Here is a 19554-nt window from a genome sequence, read left to right as displayed (position 1 = left end):
ACAAAGTTCTTAAAAAATGGTGCAACAACATACTATAAATATAGCGGGGGGCGTAGTACGCAACCCGCTTGTTCGTTTATCGAAACCTGTAACCCTTGATTTCCTGGCAGGCGAGCATCTTGCAATAGTAGGACCGAATGGAGCCGGAAAAAGCCTTTTGGTAGATATGCTTATCGGTAAGTACCCTTTGCGCGAAGGCGAGCTTGCCTACGACTTCTCTCCGTCGCCAACAAAGACCGTTTACGACAATATCAAGTACATTGCCTTTCGTGATACTTACGGTGCAGCCGATGCCAACTACTACTATCAGCAGCGCTGGAATGCCCACGACCAGGAAGATGCTCCCGAAGTGCGCGATATGCTGGGAGAGGTGAAGGATGATGCTTTACGGCGGCAGCTTTTCGAACTTTTTCGTATCGAACCGTTGCTCGACAAGAAAATCATTCTTCTTTCCAGTGGTGAGTTACGTAAGTTCCAGTTGACGAAGACGCTGTTAACCGCTCCCCGCATCCTTGTAATGGATAATCCTTTTATCGGCCTCGATGCCCCCACGCGTGAATTGCTTTTCAATCTATTGGAGCAACTTACCCGGATGGGTTCCTTGCAAATAGTCCTTGTACTCTCCATGCTGGACGATATACCTTCGTTCATTACCCATGTAGTGCCGGTAGACGGCATGGAGGTGGGGGAGAAGATGGAGCGTGAGGCATACCTGCATGCATTCCGCACCAATGATTCCGTACGTGTTCAGAAAGAAGCCGGTTTCTTGGACGAATTGCAGCAACGCATTCTCAACTTACCTTACGACAACGTTAACTTCACCTCGGACGAAGTGGTGAAATTAAATAAGGTAAGCATCCGCTATGGTGATCGTACTATATTGAAAGAGCTCGACTGGACCGTGATGCGTGGAGAGAAATGGGCATTAAGCGGAGAAAACGGTGCCGGAAAATCTACCTTGCTCAGTCTGGTCTGTGCAGATAATCCTCAGTCCTACGCCTGTGACATCAGTCTCTTCGGCCGTAAACGTGGAACGGGGGAAAGCATTTGGGAAATCAAGAAACACATTGGTTACGTCAGCCCGGAGATGCACCGTGCTTATTTGAAAAACCTGCCTGCCATCGAAATTGTTGCATCCGGACTGCATGACAGCATCGGGTTGTATAAGCGCCCCCATGCCGAACAAATGTCTGTATGCGAGTGGTGGATGGATGTTTTCGGTATTGCTGCCTTGAAGGATAAGCCCTTCCTGCAACTTTCCAGCGGTGAACAGCGTCTGGCTTTGCTGGCACGTGCTTTTGTCAAGGATCCGGAACTGCTGATATTAGATGAACCGCTGCATGGTCTGGATACCTACAACCGTCGCCGGGTGAAGAAGATTATCGAGGCTTTCTGCCGCCGGCAGGATAAGACGATGATTATGGTCACTCATTATGAACATGAATTGCCCGGCACCATTACACATAGGTTGTTCTTGAAACGTAACTGATACTTTGCCCATAATGAAGTCCGCCGCCTCTTACATATTACTCCTGCTTTCCCTGCTGACATCGTGTAGCGGACGGTATACTTCATCCGGATCTTTGCAACCGGATTCGCTCAGAGTAGCCATTATTTTCTACAAGAAACTCTGGACAACACAAGATTTGGATAGTGCGAAGTGGTATGCCGGGTTAGCATGCCGCTATCTTTCGAAGGAAGAAAGAAAGTCACAAGTGTATTTTGCCGTGGCCTCCCGCTATATGGATGCCGGTAAACCGGAACAAGCTTTGATTTATTATGAAAAGGCCGGTGAGCATCCGGATGCCTGGACACAAGGGCGCTTGTGTGAGATTGTACCGGAACTTTATGCCGGTATGGGGCGCTATGCCGATGCTATCCATTGGTTGGACTCTGCCCGCAGTGGCAGGACATCCCGTTCGGTTATTCCTTATTATAGTCTGGCAAAAGGGAATCTGTTTACTATGATAGGGCAACCCGACTCCGCCCGCCATTATTATGAAATTGCTGCCCATTCACTGAATCGCTGGGTAGCAGAAACTGCTTTCCGTCGTTTGAAGCTTCTTTATGCTTCGAAAGGCAAGGATAGTCTGGCTTGCACTATGGCACTGAATGCAGACAAGATGTTGAAAGAGGAAATCACGAACGCAGAATTTGCCGAAAACCGTGCCAATTATGAAAGAGAGAAGATGCAGAACGAACTGAACCGCCTGAAGATAGACAAGCAGCGGCGCGAAATCATGCTGCTGTCTTTAGGGTTAGGCTTCATTCTGATTGTTTTCCTTTCTTATTTCTTGTTGCAACGACGCAAGCGCCAAGCCAACAAGTTGCTGCTGCAAGAAAAAACAATCCACTTGGAGCAGGCGCAGCAGCTTCTGGAACAAGCCGAGGAACTGACACTTCTGCGCGAGAAAGAGTCTCAGTTACGCGAATCGCTGTTCCGCCGTATGAAGTCGTTCCATAAAATCCCTTCTTTGGAAGAGAGCAAAGAAGAAGAACCCGAGAACAGCGGTCAGCGCATTGCTTTGTCGCAAGAAGAATGGGAGGATATCCGGCAAACGGTAGACAAGAGCTATGACAACTTCACCCAGCGGTTGCAGCAAAGTTTCCCTTCTCTTTCGGAAAAAGATATCAACTTCTGCTGCCTGGTGAAGATTGGCGTTAGCATCAAAGACCTTTCCGATATTTATTGCATCAGCCGTACTTCCATCAGCCGTAAAAAGCAGCGGGTGAAACGGGATAAACTTGGACTCACTGCCGAAGATGAGACACTGGATGCTTTTTTACGTCGCTTTTAGGCTGATTATTTGTTTTTGTCTATATGGATACCTACTGCTGTTGTATTTATTGTGTTGATTGTTAGGTATGTATATGTTCTACGAAATCTTCGTCTTGTCTATCTGTAAATTTGTTCTTTTAACTGTTCTCCACTAATTTTGCCCTCATTCCCAAAGGAAATAAAATCTACGAAGGGGATAATGAACATCAAATATTTATTTAAAGAATAAGGACATGAAAAACAGGAAATGGATGAAAGCATCTGCTTTGTTACTTGGAACAATTTTATTAGCCGGTTGCAGTAGCATGGGCAAACAAACAAATGACGGACTGGTAGAACTGTCAAATGGTGGGCTGGCAGAACAGCCGGTAGTGGGCTCGGTGAAGGTGGTGAATGGCGACTCTATATGGGTTTGCGACTTCGCTGCGTTGAAAGATACGGTAATCCTGCCTCTGAGCGCTTTGGCAGAGGAGTTTCAGGTTGTGAAGCTGGATGGCAACGATGAAGCATTGGTGCCGGTAGGAAATACGATTGTTTCTGATAACTATATTCTCGTTTATGGGCGTCAACAGACACCTTTCAAGCTCTTCGACAAGTCCGGTAAGTTTTTGGCAAATGTAGGCTCCTTTGGTCAGGGTCCCGGTGAATACCAGCTGGTATATGATGCGCAGATAGATGAAGCGGCAGGACGTATTTATCTTTTGCCCTGGAGTGCGAAATCATTGCTTGCATATAACTTAAAGGGAGAATTTGTACAAAGCATTCCTTTGCCTGCCATGGCACCGAAAGGCAAGTTCAAGGTCGACAGCCACAATTCTACTCTATCTGTATTCATTCTTCCTTTCAAAGATCTGCCTTATGCAGCTTGGCGCCAGGATCTTGACGGTAATTTGCTGGACACTATTCCCAGCGGTCATCTGTCTGTACATCCTGACTTCAGCAATGAAGTGCTCAGTAATAAAATCAATGGTAACTTCGATGTATTCCTTTTTACTTTCTTCGAACTTCGTCCCGACACTCTATACCATTACGAAGGAGGGCGTTTGAATCCGCGCTTCACTGTCGATTTCGGGTCAAAGGATGTTCCTATCCACCTTTATCAGGAGATGCCCCATCACTTTGTTGGTTACGTGGCTGCACAGAAACAGATAGGAGAGGGGAGTTATACCACCGATGTTCCTGCCTATTATATAATGGATAAAAAGACATTGAAAGGTGCTTACTATCGGTTTGTAAACGATTATCTGGGTGATATGCCTGCTTATCTCTCCGGCAACGACGATTACTATATTCTCAATATGGAACCTGCCCAACTGAAAGAAGCCTTGAAGAAGCATCTGAAGATTAAAACAGACCTTCCTTCCGAAGAACGCGAACGCTTGCAGAAGTTGGCCGACAGTATTCAGGAGAATGATAATAACTACATACTCTATGCCAGACTGAAATAACAGGTATTTGCCGAACCTATTTGTGGTATAAACCGTTATATCTATACATCAACTATTTAAACCGTTTATAACCATGAAATTTTTTATTGATACAGCCAATTTGGAACAGATTCGGGAAGCCTACGATATGGGCGTGCTCGACGGAGTTACCACCAATCCTTCGCTCATGGCGAAAGAAGGTATTAAAGGGGTAGAGAACCAGCGTAAGCATTATGTAGATATCTGCAACATTGTGCAGGGCGACGTTAGTGCCGAAGTTATTGCCACCGACTATGAGGGCATGATTAAGGAAGGTGAAGAACTTGCAGCCCTGAATCCGCATATTGTGGTGAAGGTGCCTTGCATAGCCGATGGCATCAAAGCCATCAAATATTTTTCGGGCAAGGGTATCCGGACAAACTGCACGTTGGTATTCTCTGTGGGACAAGCATTGCTGGCGGCCAAGGCCGGTGCGACGTATGTTTCCCCGTTTGTGGGTCGTCTCGACGATATCAGCGAAGACGGCATTGCACTCGTAGGTAAAATTGTAGAAATGTATCGTTACTACGGATATACTACTCAGGTGCTTGCTGCTTCTATCCGCCACACGGCGCATATCATCCAATGTCTGGAAGTAGGTGCCGATGTAGCTACTTGCCCGCTCTCTGCCATCAAAGGTTTGTTGAACCATCCGCTGACCGATTCCGGTTTGAAGAAGTTCCTCGAGGACTACAAACGTGTCAACGGATAAACTTAAAATATCCTATAAGCCTGTCTATCATCACAAAAAGTGAACAATGTTAGCGAATAATAGAATAAAAACATTTATTTTTGCGCTCTCTATTGTATATAAGAAAAGCACTGATGAAAGAAAGGCTTATAGGATTTATCAAAACATACTGCTTGTTTGTCTGCATCTTCGTATTGCAGAAACCGTTTTTTATGCTGTTTTACCAGTCGCTGTATCCGAATGCTTCGTGTGCAGACTGGTTCAGTGTTATCTGGCACGGCTTACCGTTAGACCTGTCGTTAGCCGGATATCTGACTGCCATCCCCGGCTTTCTTTTTATCGCTTCTGCATGGACGCTTTCTAAATTCCTTCATCGCATCTGGTGTGGTTATTTCCTTTTCATTTCCATCTTGCTTTCTGTTATTTTCATTGTAGACTTAGGATTATACGAATATTGGGGTTTCCGTTTGGATGCCACGCCGTTATTCTATTTCTTCTCTTCCCCCAAGGATGCAGTGGCCAGTGTCAGCATCTGGACTGTGACAGGCGGGATTCTTGCAATGGCTGTTTATGCAGTTCTGCTCTACGGCATCTTCTATGCCGTGTTGTTGCAGAAGAAACAGTTGCTGCGGATGAAGCTGCCTTATCGCCGTTTGAAAGTATCGGGGATATTGTTGCTGATGACAGGTTTGTTGTTTATTCCTATCCGTGGAGGATTTACGGTGTCTACTATGAACGTAGGGAAGGTCTATTACAGTACCGACCAGCGGTTGAACCATGCTGCTATCAATCCGGCATTCAGTTTGATGGAGTCTATAGCTAAGCAGAAGGATTTCAGTAAACAATACCGTTTCATGGAGGCTGCGGAAGCTGACCGTCTTTTCAAGGGACTGGTCGACCCGGCTGTCTTGAAAGAAGGCATTAGCCCTTCGGATTCTCTGCAGCAATCTGCCGATTCATTGCACACGTTGTTTACGACCCGTCGCCCCGATGTACTCTTTATCATCATGGAAAGTTTCTCTTCCAAGCTGATGACTGTTTTGGGCGGTGACCCGGATATTGCGGTCCATCTGGATAGCTTGAGTCGGGAGGGTGTACTCTTTACGAATTTCTATGCCAACAGTTTCCGTACAGACCGCGGCTTAGTGGCCATACTGAGCGGATATCCTGCACAGCCCACTACGAGTATCATGAAATATCCTCGTAAAACCCAGTCTTTGCCTGCCATTGCGGGTAGCCTGAAGAAGGCGGGGTATAGCACGAAATACTATTATGGCGGTGATGCCGACTTTACCAATATGCGCTCTTACCTGATATCATCGGGCATTGAAGATATTATTTCCGACCAGGACTTCCCCGTATCGGAACGTCTGAGCAAATGGGGAGTACACGACCATCTTGTTTTCCGTCGCCTGTTGGACGATTTGAAAGCAGAAGCTACAGCAGATGACGACTCGGCAAAAGAGAATCCGCATTTCCGCGTATTGCAGACTTCCAGCAGTCACGAGCCTTTCGAAGTGCCTTACCGTCGTTTGGAGAATGACCGTCTGAATGCGTTTGCCTATGCAGACAGTTGTGTAGGAGATTTTGTAAAGCAGTTCCGCGAGTTGCCCCAGTGGAAGAATACGGTAATCGTTCTGGTACCCGACCATTTGGGAGCTTATCCCGAACACCTCGATAACCTTTCCGTAGAGCGCTATCAGATACCTCTGCTGATGATAGGCGGTGCGATCCGTAGCCCGAGACATATTGATGTGTATGGTTCCCAGCACGACATTGCAGCTACGCTGCTGGCGCAGTTGTCGTTGCCTCACAATGAATTTACGTTCAGTAAAGATATGATGAACCCTGATTCCCCCCACTTTGCATTCTTCACTGTGCCCGATGCTTTGGGTATGGTGACGGCGGATAATCAGGTGATATTCAACTGCCAGGCCGGTGATGTGGTAGTAGATGAAGGTACGGCAAAGAGAAAGAACCTGCCGTTGGGAAAGGCCTATCTGCAAAAATTATATGACGACATAGCTAAAAGATAAAGTATGGTACTATTCTTAGAAGTATTGAAAGGGGCGATAGAGACAGATACGGATATCTTCCTTTTCATCAACCGGATGCATAATACGTTTTTCGACTACTTTATGAGTGCATACAGTGGCAAGTGGGTATGGATTCCGATGTATGCCGCCATCTGGTATGTGATGTTGCGTAATTTTCATTGGAAGGTTACTCTTCTTTGCATGGTAGCTCTGGCTCTAACCATTACTTTTGCCGACCAGGTATGTGCCACACTGATACGGCCCTATGTGGAACGTCTTCGCCCGTCCAATTTGAATAACCCCATTTCGGAGATGGTGCATATCGTGAATAATCATCGGGGAGGGCGCTTCGGCTTTCCTTCGTGCCATGCGGCCAATACGTTCGGCTTGGCATTCTTCATCTTCTTTTTGTTCCGCAAGCAATGGCTCACGGTTTTCATCATGGCATGGGCGGCTTTGACTTGTTACTCTCGTGTATATCTTGGCGTCCATTATCCGGGCGATTTGCTGGCGGGTACTATCGTAGGCTTGGTGGGCGCTTATTTAGTTTATCTCCTATTTGTGAAAGTAAGCGGACATAAACATGCCGAGCACGTCAAGCACATCAATGCCCCGATACTGATAGGAGGACTGACAATAGTGGGGATGCTGATTTATGCGGCAGTAGGGACGTATCTATGATGATTTAGCATATTATCTCTTCCATCCGTATGGGCTCCCATCCGCGGAATTGCATCACGATGCAGTGCAGTTTCGTATTTTGTATCAGTTGGCGCACCCGTGGTGCAGCGGCATATTTCTTTATCTGTTCTACGGCTTCCTGCCATTGCTCAGTGGCTTTTTCCGGCGTATCTTTGACGGATAGGTATTTCAGTTCGATGATGTAGCTATGCTGTGCCTCGTAGCGCAGCAGGTCGGGCATCAGGAAGAGGTCACAGAAACCATGATTCAGTTCCACTTCCGGAGCAATGAGGTAATAAGCGTTTACGCTGAGGTAGGCGGTGAAGAACCCCTGTATGTTACGTTCACCTTCGATGGCACTGCGCACGGAGGAATTCTCTTTGTAGGCATGGGCGATGAATTCCAACGCTTCGCGCCAACGGCCATCGAAAGCCATATCGTCAAACAGATTCTTCAGGTCGTTCAAGTCGATATACCGTTTCTCCTGATACTCTTCCAGCATGAATTCGTAGTACTGCTTGCGCACGTTGTTGTTGGGGATGCTCAACACTAAACGGGGGCCGCGTGCAGCAGTGATGGTGAGCATGCCGTAGTAGAAAAGTAGGCTGGGGAATATTTCCGGTTTGGTAATCAGCTTTGCAGGGAAGGTTGTTATCAGGTTGGTGACAATCTGTCCTTCTTCGGTAATGCGGCGTAGCACGCCCTTGCGGTCACCGTCCAACTTGTCCAGTTGGATGAGTCTCTTCATTTTCTCATAGTCTGTACGGGTATTGGGATCTATCATCTGTTCGGGCGACCGGCCCAGCGTTATGTAGTTGCGCAGGTAGTATAGCACCATGTCGCAGTTGAACATTTTCGGGTCGCGCTCCAGACTCTCCTTGGCGAAGCAGTAGTTGTCGTACCAAGGTTTCATTTCCCTGATCATCTCCTCGACATCTGTGTTTGCGGGGAGTTGCCCGGCATCCTTGTAGTATTGGAACATGGTGCGCACGTCTGTTTCCGAGAAGCCCAGCATCATGTTGAATTGGAAGTCTGTACTGATATTCCATCCGATGTTGAATCCGCTGGTGAGGTCATCCAGCGTGACGGGGCTGACGCCGGTCATGAAGATGCGTTCGAACATGCCTTTGAATTTCTTGAATATCTCGCGGTAGAATCCGCTGGCATGGGTCAGGGCGTGGTAGATGTCTTCACCCTGTTCGTTGAGTACAACGTTGGTGAAATTGTCGTATTCATCGATGATGAGGTAGAGGCGTGCGTCATATTCTGCCGAGTGCAGGTTCAGATGGTTCAACTTGCTGACGAAGTCAGGTTGTGCTTTCATCTCTTCGGCAAATCCCGGATAGTAATAAGGTTCGTACACTTTACCGAAGAGATCCATCACCATACCGCCGTAGTTATTGAAGTTCTCTTCCAGTGAACCTCCTCCTCCGCTGGCGCGGGAGAAGTCGAGGTATACTACCTGGAACTTTCCCTGCAGGGGTGTGGGGTGGCTGCCTATCCACAGGTTACCGAAACGCTTCTCGAATTTTTCCTTCTGCGTAAGATCGTAGTACGCACGCAGCATGCTCAGAAAGATGCTCTTGCCGAAGCGGCGGGGGCGGATGAAGAACAGATTGTTGGGCTGGTTCTCCAGAATAGGCAGATACATCGTTTTGTCTACGTAGTATTGATTCTGTTCCACTACTTCCACGAAGTTAGCGACGCCGTAAGGGATTCTTTTTATATTTTCCATCATTGCTCTTGTTGTTTTGATTCATACCCACGGAAGGAATGAGACAAAGGTATCTATTCTTACTAAAGGAACAAAGGAATGGAGCGGAAAGTTAGCCCCCTCCTAATTCCTTTTTGTTTCTGTCTATTCATTTTCCTGAATACAACGGACAGTATGTGCATCCGTTACTCCCCATGAATTACCGATAACAAAAAGTCGGCGGTTTGCATTTGTCATAGCAGTAGCAAAACTGAATCCGTATCCTGACTCACGGCAAGACACATTGCCTCCCGTACCGATATTTTGAAAATAACCATAGTTGAGGGGTGGATATCCGGTCATTCTATAATAAGTGTAATGACTGCTGTTATCATCATAGCGAAGTAAGCACCCTCCCTTCCCGGTATCAAGAACTTCAGTTACTGTTGCTCCTCGTGGCGTTTTCTGTGTATTAGCATTAGCGGTACCCCGAGGGTCATCCACATCAAACAATGGTTTATAATCCACCCAACTCGGTACTCTCCAGCCGGCAGGACAAGGATCATTAATGTGCTTTACAGTAATATTCCAACTCCCGGCACCACCCGCGCCCGGGCGAGAATAATAACTAACTCCGTCAGGTTGATACATATTTAAGATGTTCTCGGGAGGAAGCCCGTCAGATAAACCGAAAGATACTATACCGGATATTGTCCTATAACTATAACTACTGGGAAGCGGGTCCTTATTCCCATAAACATAATGAAATCCCGCGGCTTTTGATTTATCAATGATTTCACTCGGGAACTCCGTAAATCCTGCTTGTGCTCCCAAATTGCGATCCATGAAGGGCAGTGTACTTTGGGAACCTTTTACGTATTTCATTTTTCTTCTGTTCTCATCATCCAGTACCGTTTCGTTTCCGCTGGCATCCGGGTGATAATAGGTTACCCAAACATGCCATTTCGCAACAATACTGTTCACATTATATGCAGCTATTACCCCGCTACCGCCTCTTGTATTGGCAACACGACAATAAATATATCCCTGTCCTTTTCCCGTTAAGGGGGCAGAAGTGTTCACTGCCGAACCGTCCGCTTTGCGTATATCCACAATATTTGTGTGGTCATCACTCGAATTGGCAATGCCCATAGTGGGCTCTCCCACATCTCCGTCTTCTTTAATCTGCCATAGTAGCTTTACGGAAGTAATTTGTTTGCCCGTCAGGTTATCAATATCTTTCCCGTTCTGCCGATAGGTGTACGGATCAAAATAAAAAGCACCGCCGGGCTCTATCATAAAGCAATTGGCGGTGGGTACAAAGTTATTATTGTCTTCGGCTGCCGAGCGTCCATTCAAGTATTCCACCCGTTCGTCTGTTTGAATAATCTCCTCACCGTTCGTATGTTTAAATTCGATATGATACCAGTAATTTGTATTATCCCTTACATTGAAATCACTCGTTTTATTGGCACCCACGTATATCCGGTAAATCAGTTTCTTCTTGGTCGATGCCACATCTGTTGCCACAGCGGTAAATTCCAGATAGGTACTGCCCGAAGGGGCAACTTTCTTGCCGCGTTTGGTGGGAAGGGTAATGTTCTTCGTTCCGCGCACATTACGGGGGAGCCAGCAGGACAAATGCTGTGCAGCCAGTTCCTCGCCAGTTGCAATATGATAAGTAAACAGTGATAGCAGATCGGGATAAGTCTGCATCGTTTCCGAGGGAAATGCGGCAAACTTGGCAGGGAAGTTGTGTATATGAATGCTTTGCAGAGTATATCCGGGTACATTGTAGTTCCACGTCATATTCAAGCGGGCAGGCAGGCGTCGAAGGCGTAAACGTGCATCTTCCCCTGCCAGGCTTTGGATGATTCCCTCATTGGTAGTCGTACCACTTTTCTTTATCACCTTTATATGTTTCAGATGAAGCAGATAAGGCATATTCTTATCGGTCGTTATATGCGTTGCAGTGGTAATGTTCTTGATGGTAGAGTTGGCCACTTCATAGGTATTCCAGTTGCTTCCGATATCACCGGAAGCTCCTTTTATCCAAACTACCAATTCGCAATCCTCCGCTTCATTCAGAGTCAGGTCGACTTTGCTGCCCAATTCTATATTGGTATAAGTATTATTTGTGACGATGCTTCCATTCTGTATCTGTAATATCCGCACGCTCGCCAAAGTTGCAGGTTTTGCATCTTTCAGCGCATCCGTATAGCTTCCGCTCCGTGTTCGGGCAGCAGCGCCCAGATATACATCGAAGGCACTTCCATCGTCTGTCATCGAACGTGTTTCCGGCTGTGCATCTGCTGCGTCCGAAACATCCTCCAATTCGATCGGTAAACTTACCGTCACTGTATTTTCTTGTGAAGGCCGGTTGCTAACTGCAAGTTCATCATCTGTACACGAAAGTATGAACGTAGCAGGCAGTAAGGCTGCTGCACATAACGTCAGTTCTCTAAAAAAACGCATCGTAGTCATTATTGCTCTATTTATTATATCAAACCCTCTTTTTCTAAAATTCGATATCGGGATATTCCAGTTCATCCGGATCGGTGATCATGAACACGTTGCCGTTGGTGACCGTCACACGGGCATCGGCGCTGTTGGCACCCGTCAGTTTGACGTCCATCGTATAGTGCTTGCCTCGCTCTATGTTGTAGTTACGTATCATGTCGGCACCGGGATAGAAGCGGTACTCCACATTGATAGGGGCTTTGTCCGCCTCGTCCGGATAATAGTTGTAAGTACCTTCCAGAACAATGCAGGTGCAGAGGTCCAGTGTTCCATCCGGGCCGTTTGCCGCCACATTCTTTCCGCTCTGTGTGCTGGCTTTACCATTTCCGCGCAGGTTTTCGGGCAGGAATATAGAGAATGTGTTAGTGGTGGGTGATAGTGAAAGGGTTGTTGTCGTATATTCCGGTGTGGCAGGAGAGGTTACTGCCGAAGGCTCCGGCGTTGTTGCTGCGTTAGGGAAGGGGTAAAGCATGGCAGGAATATTCTCCACACGGGCAGCAGTGATGGTAAGGCCGGATGTAACGGTATAATTCACGGTCAGCTTGGCGTGCATACGGGCGAGCCGGGCAAGGAGGGCCACCGGTTTGGAGGTCGCACCCGCTACTTGCTTATATACCACAGGACCACATACAAATACTGCCGGTTCCACGTTTACAAGGTCGGTCGAGAAATCCGAAAGAGCCAAAGCCGCTCCTTGCAGGCCGCCTATGGTAGTGATGTTTTCCAACTTGTCTCCTGCATTCACTGCAAAGTAGAAAGAACAGTCTACGGCATCAAAGTCGTTGTTGCCGGTTTTTATCTGAAGTCCTTCATTTTCCTTTACTTCTGCCCAGTCGGCCGTTGCTGATGAATAATAACTCGTCTTTTCCGTACCGCCACTTGTCGGGAACTGGAATGCCCGTACATCGGTTATCGTATAGCCGTTCAAAGTCTGGTCGTTAGCACCACGGGTAGTAACGCTGATCTGTTGCGGCAGTTGCAGCATAAGTTTCAGGTCGAGCTTGCCGGCGGGAGATGCATAAGCTTCCCCTTCGTCCCGGCAGGAGGTCAACAAACAGCCACAGCATAACATCAGAGTAAAGATCCCGATGACAATCTTATCTTTCATCCTGTTCTGGATTACAGTCCATCTCATAACGTTTTGTATTCTTTATCGGTTATCAATCAATATCCTTCACCGCCTGCATCCTCCGGTTTCAGGTTTACGGGTACATAGTCTTGCACAGCCAGCATAAGGTCGGCAGGCAGGTAGTCACCATAGAAACTTAGGGAAAAGATGAAGTTGTAGGATTTGCCGGGAAGCAGTGCCTTCGTCTGTTCCAGGTTTTCTATTTTCAGTTCGTTGGTCTTTTCCATACCCGAAGTTGCTGTTTGGGTACTTTGATACTTTATCTTCATGGAAATGTCGAACTGCAAAGGCGCCCGTTCATCCAGCGGGAGAACATAGAAGTCCTTCGATGTTGTTTCTGCAAGGATTTCACTGCCTGTTGCAGGAGTCGACGGTACGCTGGTTATGGCGCCGTTGTCTACCATCGGCAGGTTGTCGGCTGTTGCCGTTGTTCTGTCGTCGCTCAGTGTCAACACTCCGCTACTCCATTCATACGTTGCGCCGGCACACAGGTTCTTCAGGGTAATACTCATTTCTGAGACCGAGGTCGGAGTTACCACCTGGTCTTTAGGAATCTGGAAGGTGGCTTTTACGCACGAGCACAGATGTTCAAAAGGATGGCCTTTCAGGGAAATGGTGAAGTCGGTCTGTCCGTCCTTGTCGGCTTGCACCAATACATTTTTCAGGGTGGTGGATATCAGGTCTTTCCCGTTGGTTATGGCAGTCAGCCCCGAAGCATCCACTGTGGGAGATTCATCTGTCCGGTTGTAGGACAAGAAGCGAAGGTCGTATTCGCCGCGGGTCAGATAGAGGGTATTGTCTTTTCCGTCGCTTTCCACCAACGGTTCTGCTGTAGTACCGGTGGCAAGGGGAGTTCCGTCGCTTGTGGTGGTTGCTTTTATCATATATATTCCTTCGCCGACGTATGCACCTCCCTCGCTTTTGTAGGCGCGTACCGTGAAGCGGACACCGGTATTGAGTGCTACCGTAGGCACGGCCGTCAAGGCACGTGTAGAAGGAACATCGAGTGTCACACCGGAGCCGGAAAGGTCGAAAGACAGCTTCAGCTTGCCGTCGTCCGTATTTGTTGCAGCAACATCTTCTTCATGAATGCACGAAGCCATGGCTGTGAAGAGCAGCAATAATGGGAATATGGTTTTCAATCGTTTCATATCATCGGGCTTTCTTTTTCAGGAAATAGGTATATAGGTATCCGTATCGCTCTCCCATTGGCAGACCTGAATATCCGAGATTCCCGCCTTCATGCCGTCCAGCACAATCGTAAAGACGTAGTGCTTGCCTGCCGTCCAGCGGAGATACTCACCGGAGGTCTTAACTTCGTTTACCATCTTGATGGACGAAGTGAGGAAACTTTGTTCCGAATCTGTCGTTCCCCGGGACGTGGTGAGCTGGAAAGAAAGATATTCTATGGCCGGTGCGGGAGCTATCAGGCAATAGGCTACGGCTGCGGTTCCACTCTCCAGGTTGATGGTTTGTTGCTGTTCGCTTGTTGCCGTCAGCACCATTGCGGATTGTCCTATCAATCCTTGCAGGGCACCGGTTTGCAGGTTCATGGATTTTCCGCTACCGCCCTGCAGGTTACTGCCACCGCCTGCGTCTATAATCTGCAAGGCAATGAGTTTTGTCTCGTCCAATACGGATTTGCGATAAACCTTGAATGTCAGTTTGGCAAGGGCATGCTTCATGGCGAATGTTACATCGCGGCTTTGGGTGCTGAGTGTTCCCGTAAATCCCGAGTATAAATAGTCCGTCTGGTTGGTGGCTGCAAAGTCGTCATCGGAAAGGATATTGATACCCGATACATAGCCTTTATCACTGCTGCTGTAGTAGGGGATGAGGGTATGGGGATAAAAAGAGGCTGCTTTTACTGTGCCCGTTGCCGGCAGCCGGAGCAGTTTGCTTCCATCTGTGGCAGCGCAGTTCCAGTTGGTGCCGTCGCATTGATAGGTGGATGTGTTGCTGCCGCCATGAGGAGGAATATATTCCGTTTCGTCTGTATTCACGGCGTAAACCCCTATCTGCTTCCCGTTTGTGTTCAGGTCGGCAGTTGTCACGATGCTGCGGGTGGCTGCTTCTCCGGTTTCTACAGAGAGTATGCGCAGTACGTCCTGCTGCTGATAATCATCAGGAATAGGGGAGGTGGAAGTGCCGTCGCAGGCAGCAAACAACCAGAAAGTTACTAAAAGATAAAGCAGCTTCATATTCATCTTATGTCTTATTTCCATTTACTTTGTTAAGTTGCGGGAACATTGCCTCCGGCAGAAGTGCCGTTTGCGTCAAAGTCCGTCACTGTGATACTGTTTATTTCCAGGCGGTCGTCAATAACGGACAGGTTGTAGGTCAGGACCTTGCCCGCCGTCCATGCCGGAGTTGCGGGCGGCACAAAAAAGGCAGTCATGGAAGGACTTTCACCGCTGTTGTGCCCGGTACTCTTGGTTAATTTATAGGTCACTTGGAACTTCACGGTTGAGGATGGATCGCCTACCGGTAGCAATAAGAAAGTGGCGTTGCTATTTGTTGTCACTGCTACGTCAGCACTAATCTCCTTGGTGTCGGTTGCTGCCCACGAGAATGCTTTATCTGCTGTATTGCCGGTATCATTGAAAGTCAATGTCCCCACACCGGGCATAATTACCTTTATGGCGGACAAAGTGATGTTGCTTATAGAAGCATCACCGTTCTTTACTTTAACAACCACTTGCGTCAGGGCATGCTGCATGGAGAAGGAAACGTTTCCGGTAGTGTTCGTACAGTTCAGCTGGCTGGCTACAAGAAAATCAAGTTGCTCGCTTTCCTTGGCCGGAACGGTATAGGTGATCGTTGGGTTGACGGTATTTACTGTCGAAACGGAGAGAATACTCCTTGCTTCTGTCGGTGCATAGGCAAAGAAACTGATCTTGTCTTCCTCATTATCGGGCCAGTATTTTACCGGTGAGTAAGTCCAGCCGCTTCCCGGATTGTTGGCATACTGATCGTACATATAATTAAAAGAGTGGGAGGCTGATTTCCAATTATCCTGGCCTGTATAAGAGGCAAAGATATACATCTCCGTTATGCTTGTGATGGCATTGCCCCGCGTTTGTGTTTGAGAAACAACCGGAGAAGAAAAGCCGATCGGAGCTTTCTGTACGGGCGGTTCTGCTTCCACAGCATCCTGCTCTCCGCATCCGGCAAGCAGAATAGCGGTCAGCAAAAATAGGCAACTGTTCAAACGTTTCATCATTTTCCCACTCTTTTAATTTATGACGGTTTACATCACTTCCAAGTCTGTATCGGTACCGGAGGCCCAGTTTGTTGATACATTCACAGTTCCCAACTCAATAGCATTCAAGCCGATTTTAAGAGTATAAGTAGTGAAAGTCCCTTTCTTAAAAGCTTCGGCGGGCAAATCTACTTCTTTGGTAGTGGTACTACTTGCATAGCTGCTATCTGTCACCTTTACCACAATATCATAAGTTACTTCCAGTTTGGCATCGCCTTTGTTTTCTATACCCGGAGTGGTCTCTGCATCTCTTACGGGTATCATATACAAGAAATGTTGAGTACCACTTGTGGAGAAAACAGTGGCAGCAGTGGTAGTAAGTTCTTTTCCTTGACTTGCTGAATAGTTCCATGTTGCTGTATTGCTTTTATCCAAAATGCCGTCCAGATCAAGAGAGCCCCCGTTTCCCCATGCTTCCGCTTTACTACCTGTTGTCTCATAATACCATTTTCCATCACTCATCTTATAGGTAGCTTTTTTATATAATTTACCGTCACTCTTCAATTTCAGTCCGGTAATGAAGATTTTTGTACTACCACCTTGTAAAGCGGAAGTAAGCTTCGCTTTGACATCAATCTTTGTCAATACATGATTGAAGGTAAAACTTACCTTATTGTCATCAGCATTTGATGCACTTGCATCATAAGTTTTATTCTTCGCTTCGGCTACCACCAAATCCACCAGGTCGGCAGCAGCTGTATTCTGGGTGAAAGTGATTTCGGGAGCGCCTTGCTGAGTTCTTGGGGATAATTCAATGCCTTTATCCGTTGAAATATCGTCATAGGGTGCATAAGCAAAGAAGCTGATCTTATCTCCATTCGTAGGCCAATACTTGGTATTGGTATAGCCCCAACCGCTTGCACTATGCGTTGCCTTTTCATTATACATGCCATCCGGTGTTGTATTTGCACCCTCAGAGCCCCATCCTGCAGTTGTTGTCTTATATGCAAAAATGCCAAAGTTCAGTGTCTGGATACTTGTCGTCGTCATCTCTAAACCTTTAGTTTGCACACCAGTGTACACATCAAATTTGATAGCCCGGTCTATGCTCGGAGCTGATTCGATAATCTCGTTTTGCGCGCATCCGGCCATTATAATGGGGGCAAGCGCCAGTAATAGTTTCTTGGTTTTCATAATTTCTCGTTTTTATGAAGTGAATAATTAATTTACATCTCTATATCGCAGTTCTCATTATTTTCCCAGTCGTCCACATCGGCATCAAGTCCCGAGCCGCCTATATCTACATTGGGGATAGATTCAGGGACTTTTGCTTCGACATTAAGGGTGATATTGCCTTTTTCATCTTCTGTCTCCGTGATGTTGAGGCAGGGGAATGACTGCTGCACCTGCGTCTTGTTGTCTACAAGCAAAGCCGAGAATTGTAACTCGTGATCCGTCTCTGCATCGAACCCGAAAACGTTGAAACTGCCCGAAAGAATACCGTCTTCTGAAGAGCCTTCATTGTATACCGGGTTTCCCAGTTCGAATGTATGGGAAGCTGCCTCACCGGAAGTTTTTCCGCTGGAAAGGAATATGGAAACCGGTAGCCCGTCCATTGTGCACACGGCTTCACGTATATTCTTCAGGCCTTTTACATGTATCTGCACCTCTATGGTCCGCGTCAGCTTGCGGGGCGTGAAGTGCATGTCTTCATTTGCCATGATATCTTCCACAGCATCTACTGCCAGCTTTTCGGGAGCATGAAGTATGATGCGTGTACCGCTACGACTTTCCACCTGTTTGGCATACGCTTCCAACGTATGAAACAAATCCTTTCCCCGGAAGGCAATGCCTCCGAAATCTTCGAAAGAACGGTTGAACAACAGCACGTTGTAATGTCCCGGGGGCAGGTTGACGGTGGTTTCGTGCCGGTTGCCCATCAATACTGTCTTAGGAGTGCCTCCGTCCCGGGGATAGAATATCAGTGTGGCGCCATACTCGCTTTCTTCGTCCAGGTCGGCTTTGCTCCAGTCAACGCTTACGTGCAAGCTGTTCTCGGAATAATAGGTGAGGGGGCGCCGTTCGCAACTGCATAGCAGGAACAGGAGCAGAAGAAGGGGAATGCAGTATTTTCTGCCTGTCGGCATGCCGTTGCCGTTTATTGCTTTGCTATTCATCTTCTCCTTCCTTTCTGTAATTTTCCTCCCAGCAGCCACACAAGGGAAACCTTGGCTTTCGTAGGACCGAACCATGTGTAATTGCCACTGTCCTGCCAGAGCAGGGTCTTATTATTGTCAATGGCATGGTAATGCTCATAATCGGTACGTAGCAAACCTATGCCCACGCTGAATTCAATATTCAGCCGACGTGCCACGGACACGGCATAACCGTAGCTGATGCCCGAAGCAATATAGAATTCACCTTGATAACCATTCTCTTTCCACTGAAGATCATATTTGCCCGCACCTGCATACAAACCGAGAAAGTGGCCGGTAAGGGGAGGACGCTTTGTCCGGTTTCCCAGCCAGTAGCGACCTTCCACGCCGCCGGAAAGAATCTGGAAACAATAGTTGTCATGGTCTATCAGCCACCAGGGGAATAGCCATTCGGCATCGAGCGACCAGCGGTGGTTATGTCCTATGGGAATTTCCAGCTCGATATTCGGGGCAAGGGCAAGGTCGAACAGAAGGTTTGTTTTCAAAGCAAACAAAGGCTTAAAACTCTTAATACGGCAATCGGGCGAAAGAGGTTCGCGGCGAAGGCTGTCATTTGCCGGAGCTTCCGCCATCGCTGCATGTGGGGATGCCCATGCTCCTGCTGCCAATGGCAACAGAAGAAAGAAAAACAATATGTGTGTGATGGAAGTATGTGACAAGACGGATTGTGGTATTATTTAAAACAAGTCGTTCAGTTTGATTTCTGCCAGATAGATGCGCGTCATGTGATTGATCACTCCGAGTTTTGCAGCTGCACCGCGATAATGCTGGTACAGCATCTCGTGTGTGGGATGGTTGCAGTTCAGATGCTCACCGATGGCTTCCAGCAGGTCGAGCAGGGTTATCTGATGGCTGGGCCTTGCCAGTTCGTAGGCGGTCAGCAAGTCTCGCTGTTCGGTATCCTTGCAACGTATCAGTCCTCCTGCTTCGAGTTTCAGAAGCAGTTCGGAAACGGTGTTCTGTACAAGGGCGTAATAGGGCAGGATTTCCTGCGTATTTCCCTGAGCTATGTCGTTGAGTATCGAGATAGCTGTCTGTGTTAATGGTGTCAGCATGATATTTATAATTTGTTTGTTTACTGATTGTCTATTGATTGAGAATCCCTAAACACCAATGATGAGATTTCCTTCCACATCTTCTT

Annotated in this window: 15 protein-coding genes and 1 pseudogene; 6 read left to right on the top strand and 10 right to left on the bottom strand. The window is 47.4% G+C overall.

The features are described from left to right. The first annotated feature begins 16 nt into the window (after window positions 1–16). The 6 genes from AAE250_RS15435 (at window position 17) to AAE250_RS15410 (ending at window position 7653) form a co-directional block, all read left to right on the top strand. Window positions 17–1489, top strand: a complete 1473-nt coding sequence (locus AAE250_RS15435) for an ATP-binding cassette domain-containing protein (RefSeq protein WP_294599716.1) — start codon at window positions 17–19, stop codon at window positions 1487–1489. A 13-nt stretch (window positions 1490–1502) separates the two neighbouring features. Continuing rightward, window positions 1503–2798: a hypothetical protein gene (locus AAE250_RS15430; RefSeq protein WP_294599876.1), complete on the top strand. Its 1296-nt coding sequence runs from the start codon at window positions 1503–1505 to the stop codon at window positions 2796–2798. A gap of 214 nt (window positions 2799–3012) precedes the next feature. Next, the gene (locus AAE250_RS15425; RefSeq protein ID WP_294599713.1) at window positions 3013–4227 is read left to right on the top strand and encodes a 6-bladed beta-propeller; all 1215 of its coding nucleotides are present in this window, start codon (window positions 3013–3015) and stop codon (window positions 4225–4227) included. 73 nt (window positions 4228–4300) lie between these two features. After that, window positions 4301–4957, top strand: coding sequence for a fructose-6-phosphate aldolase (gene fsa, locus AAE250_RS15420; RefSeq protein WP_294599710.1), 657 nt, complete (start codon window positions 4301–4303; stop codon window positions 4955–4957). A 113-nt stretch (window positions 4958–5070) separates the two neighbouring features. Beyond that, window positions 5071–6972 (top strand): LTA synthase family protein, encoded by a 1902-nt coding sequence (locus AAE250_RS15415; protein ID WP_294599708.1) that lies wholly within the window; start codon window positions 5071–5073, stop codon window positions 6970–6972. Between the two features lie 3 nt (window positions 6973–6975). Continuing rightward, on the top strand, window positions 6976–7653 hold the full coding sequence (locus AAE250_RS15410; RefSeq protein ID WP_294599706.1) for a phosphatase PAP2 family protein: 678 nt from the start codon (window positions 6976–6978) through the stop codon (window positions 7651–7653). A 4-nt stretch (window positions 7654–7657) separates the two neighbouring features. On the opposite strand, the gene AAE250_RS15405 is transcribed toward AAE250_RS15410, so the two are convergent. The 10 genes and pseudogenes from AAE250_RS15405 to AAE250_RS15360 all read right to left on the bottom strand — a co-directional run bounded on the left by AAE250_RS15405 (window position 7658) and on the right by AAE250_RS15360 (window position 19468). Continuing rightward, a complete protein-coding gene (locus AAE250_RS15405; protein ID WP_294599873.1) occupies window positions 7658–9388 on the bottom strand; it encodes an ATP-binding protein in 1731 nt (576 codons plus the stop codon). Window positions 9389–9511: 123 nt separating this feature from the next. Continuing rightward, window positions 9512–11821 (bottom strand): DUF4906 domain-containing protein, encoded by a 2310-nt coding sequence (locus AAE250_RS15400; protein ID WP_294599705.1) that lies wholly within the window; start codon window positions 11819–11821, stop codon window positions 9512–9514. 43 nt (window positions 11822–11864) lie between these two features. Then, a complete protein-coding gene (locus AAE250_RS15395; RefSeq protein ID WP_294599702.1) occupies window positions 11865–13001 on the bottom strand; it encodes a DUF4906 domain-containing protein in 1137 nt (378 codons plus the stop codon). 29 nt (window positions 13002–13030) lie between these two features. Further along, window positions 13031–14146: a fimbrillin family protein gene (locus AAE250_RS15390; RefSeq protein WP_294599700.1), complete on the bottom strand. Its 1116-nt coding sequence runs from the start codon at window positions 14144–14146 to the stop codon at window positions 13031–13033. A gap of 18 nt (window positions 14147–14164) precedes the next feature. Continuing rightward, window positions 14165–15220 carry a fimbrillin family protein gene (locus tag AAE250_RS15385; protein ID WP_294599698.1) on the bottom strand — a complete coding sequence of 352 codons (1056 nt, stop codon included), beginning with the start codon at window positions 15218–15220 and terminating at the stop codon, window positions 14165–14167. 8 nt (window positions 15221–15228) lie between these two features. After that, complete coding sequence (locus tag AAE250_RS15380; protein WP_294599696.1) at window positions 15229–16218, bottom strand: fimbrillin family protein; 990 nt, start codon at window positions 16216–16218, stop codon at window positions 15229–15231. A gap of 27 nt (window positions 16219–16245) precedes the next feature. Continuing rightward, complete coding sequence (locus AAE250_RS15375) at window positions 16246–17391, bottom strand: fimbrillin family protein (protein ID WP_294599694.1); 1146 nt, start codon at window positions 17389–17391, stop codon at window positions 16246–16248. 32 nt (window positions 17392–17423) lie between these two features. After that, window positions 17424–18374: a DUF5119 domain-containing protein gene (locus AAE250_RS15370; protein ID WP_294599691.1), complete on the bottom strand. Its 951-nt coding sequence runs from the start codon at window positions 18372–18374 to the stop codon at window positions 17424–17426. After that, window positions 18371–18916, bottom strand: a pseudogene (locus tag AAE250_RS15365) (DUF3575 domain-containing protein); the annotation flags it as partial. The gene AAE250_RS15370 and the pseudogene AAE250_RS15365, both read right to left, overlap by 4 nt. A 174-nt stretch (window positions 18917–19090) precedes the next feature. After that, the gene (locus AAE250_RS15360) at window positions 19091–19468 is read right to left on the bottom strand and encodes a hypothetical protein (RefSeq protein WP_342289152.1); all 378 of its coding nucleotides are present in this window, start codon (window positions 19466–19468) and stop codon (window positions 19091–19093) included. Between the last annotated feature and the right edge of the window lie 86 nt (window positions 19469–19554).

The organism is Bacteroides sp. GD17, from assembly GCF_038448625.1.
Classification (GTDB): Bacteria; Bacteroidota; Bacteroidia; order Bacteroidales; family Bacteroidaceae; genus Bacteroides.
Note: the sequence above shows the minus strand (reverse complement) of the source record. Positions and strands in the feature narration are given on the sequence as shown.

What these genes read in the sequence shown, in the direction of transcription:
- AAE250_RS15360 (WP_342289152.1), bottom strand. Translation starts at nt 19,468, where the DNA reads ATGCTGACACCATTAACACAGACAGCTATCTCGATACTCAACGACATA.
- AAE250_RS15380 (WP_294599696.1), bottom strand. Translation starts at nt 16,218, where the DNA reads ATGATGAAACGTTTGAACAGTTGCCTATTTTTGCTGACCGCTATTCTG.
- AAE250_RS15425 (WP_294599713.1), top strand. Translation starts at nt 3,013, where the DNA reads ATGAAAAACAGGAAATGGATGAAAGCATCTGCTTTGTTACTTGGAACA.
- AAE250_RS15410 (WP_294599706.1), top strand. Translation starts at nt 6,976, where the DNA reads ATGGTACTATTCTTAGAAGTATTGAAAGGGGCGATAGAGACAGATACG.
- AAE250_RS15430 (WP_294599876.1), top strand. Translation starts at nt 1,503, where the DNA reads ATGAAGTCCGCCGCCTCTTACATATTACTCCTGCTTTCCCTGCTGACA.
- AAE250_RS15415 (WP_294599708.1), top strand. Translation starts at nt 5,071, where the DNA reads ATGAAAGAAAGGCTTATAGGATTTATCAAAACATACTGCTTGTTTGTC.
- fsa (WP_294599710.1), top strand. Translation starts at nt 4,301, where the DNA reads ATGAAATTTTTTATTGATACAGCCAATTTGGAACAGATTCGGGAAGCC.
- AAE250_RS15390 (WP_294599700.1), bottom strand. Translation starts at nt 14,146, where the DNA reads ATGAAACGATTGAAAACCATATTCCCATTATTGCTGCTCTTCACAGCC.
- AAE250_RS15435 (WP_294599716.1), top strand. Translation starts at nt 17, where the DNA reads ATGGTGCAACAACATACTATAAATATAGCGGGGGGCGTAGTACGCAAC.
- AAE250_RS15385 (WP_294599698.1), bottom strand. Translation starts at nt 15,220, where the DNA reads ATGGAAATAAGACATAAGATGAATATGAAGCTGCTTTATCTTTTAGTA.
- AAE250_RS15395 (WP_294599702.1), bottom strand. Translation starts at nt 13,001, where the DNA reads ATGAGATGGACTGTAATCCAGAACAGGATGAAAGATAAGATTGTCATC.
- AAE250_RS15375 (WP_294599694.1), bottom strand. Translation starts at nt 17,391, where the DNA reads ATGAAAACCAAGAAACTATTACTGGCGCTTGCCCCCATTATAATGGCC.
- AAE250_RS15405 (WP_294599873.1), bottom strand. Translation starts at nt 9,388, where the DNA reads ATGGAAAATATAAAAAGAATCCCTTACGGCGTCGCTAACTTCGTGGAA.
- AAE250_RS15370 (WP_294599691.1), bottom strand. Translation starts at nt 18,374, where the DNA reads ATGAATAGCAAAGCAATAAACGGCAACGGCATGCCGACAGGCAGAAAA.
- AAE250_RS15400 (WP_294599705.1), bottom strand. Translation starts at nt 11,821, where the DNA reads ATGCGTTTTTTTAGAGAACTGACGTTATGTGCAGCAGCCTTACTGCCT.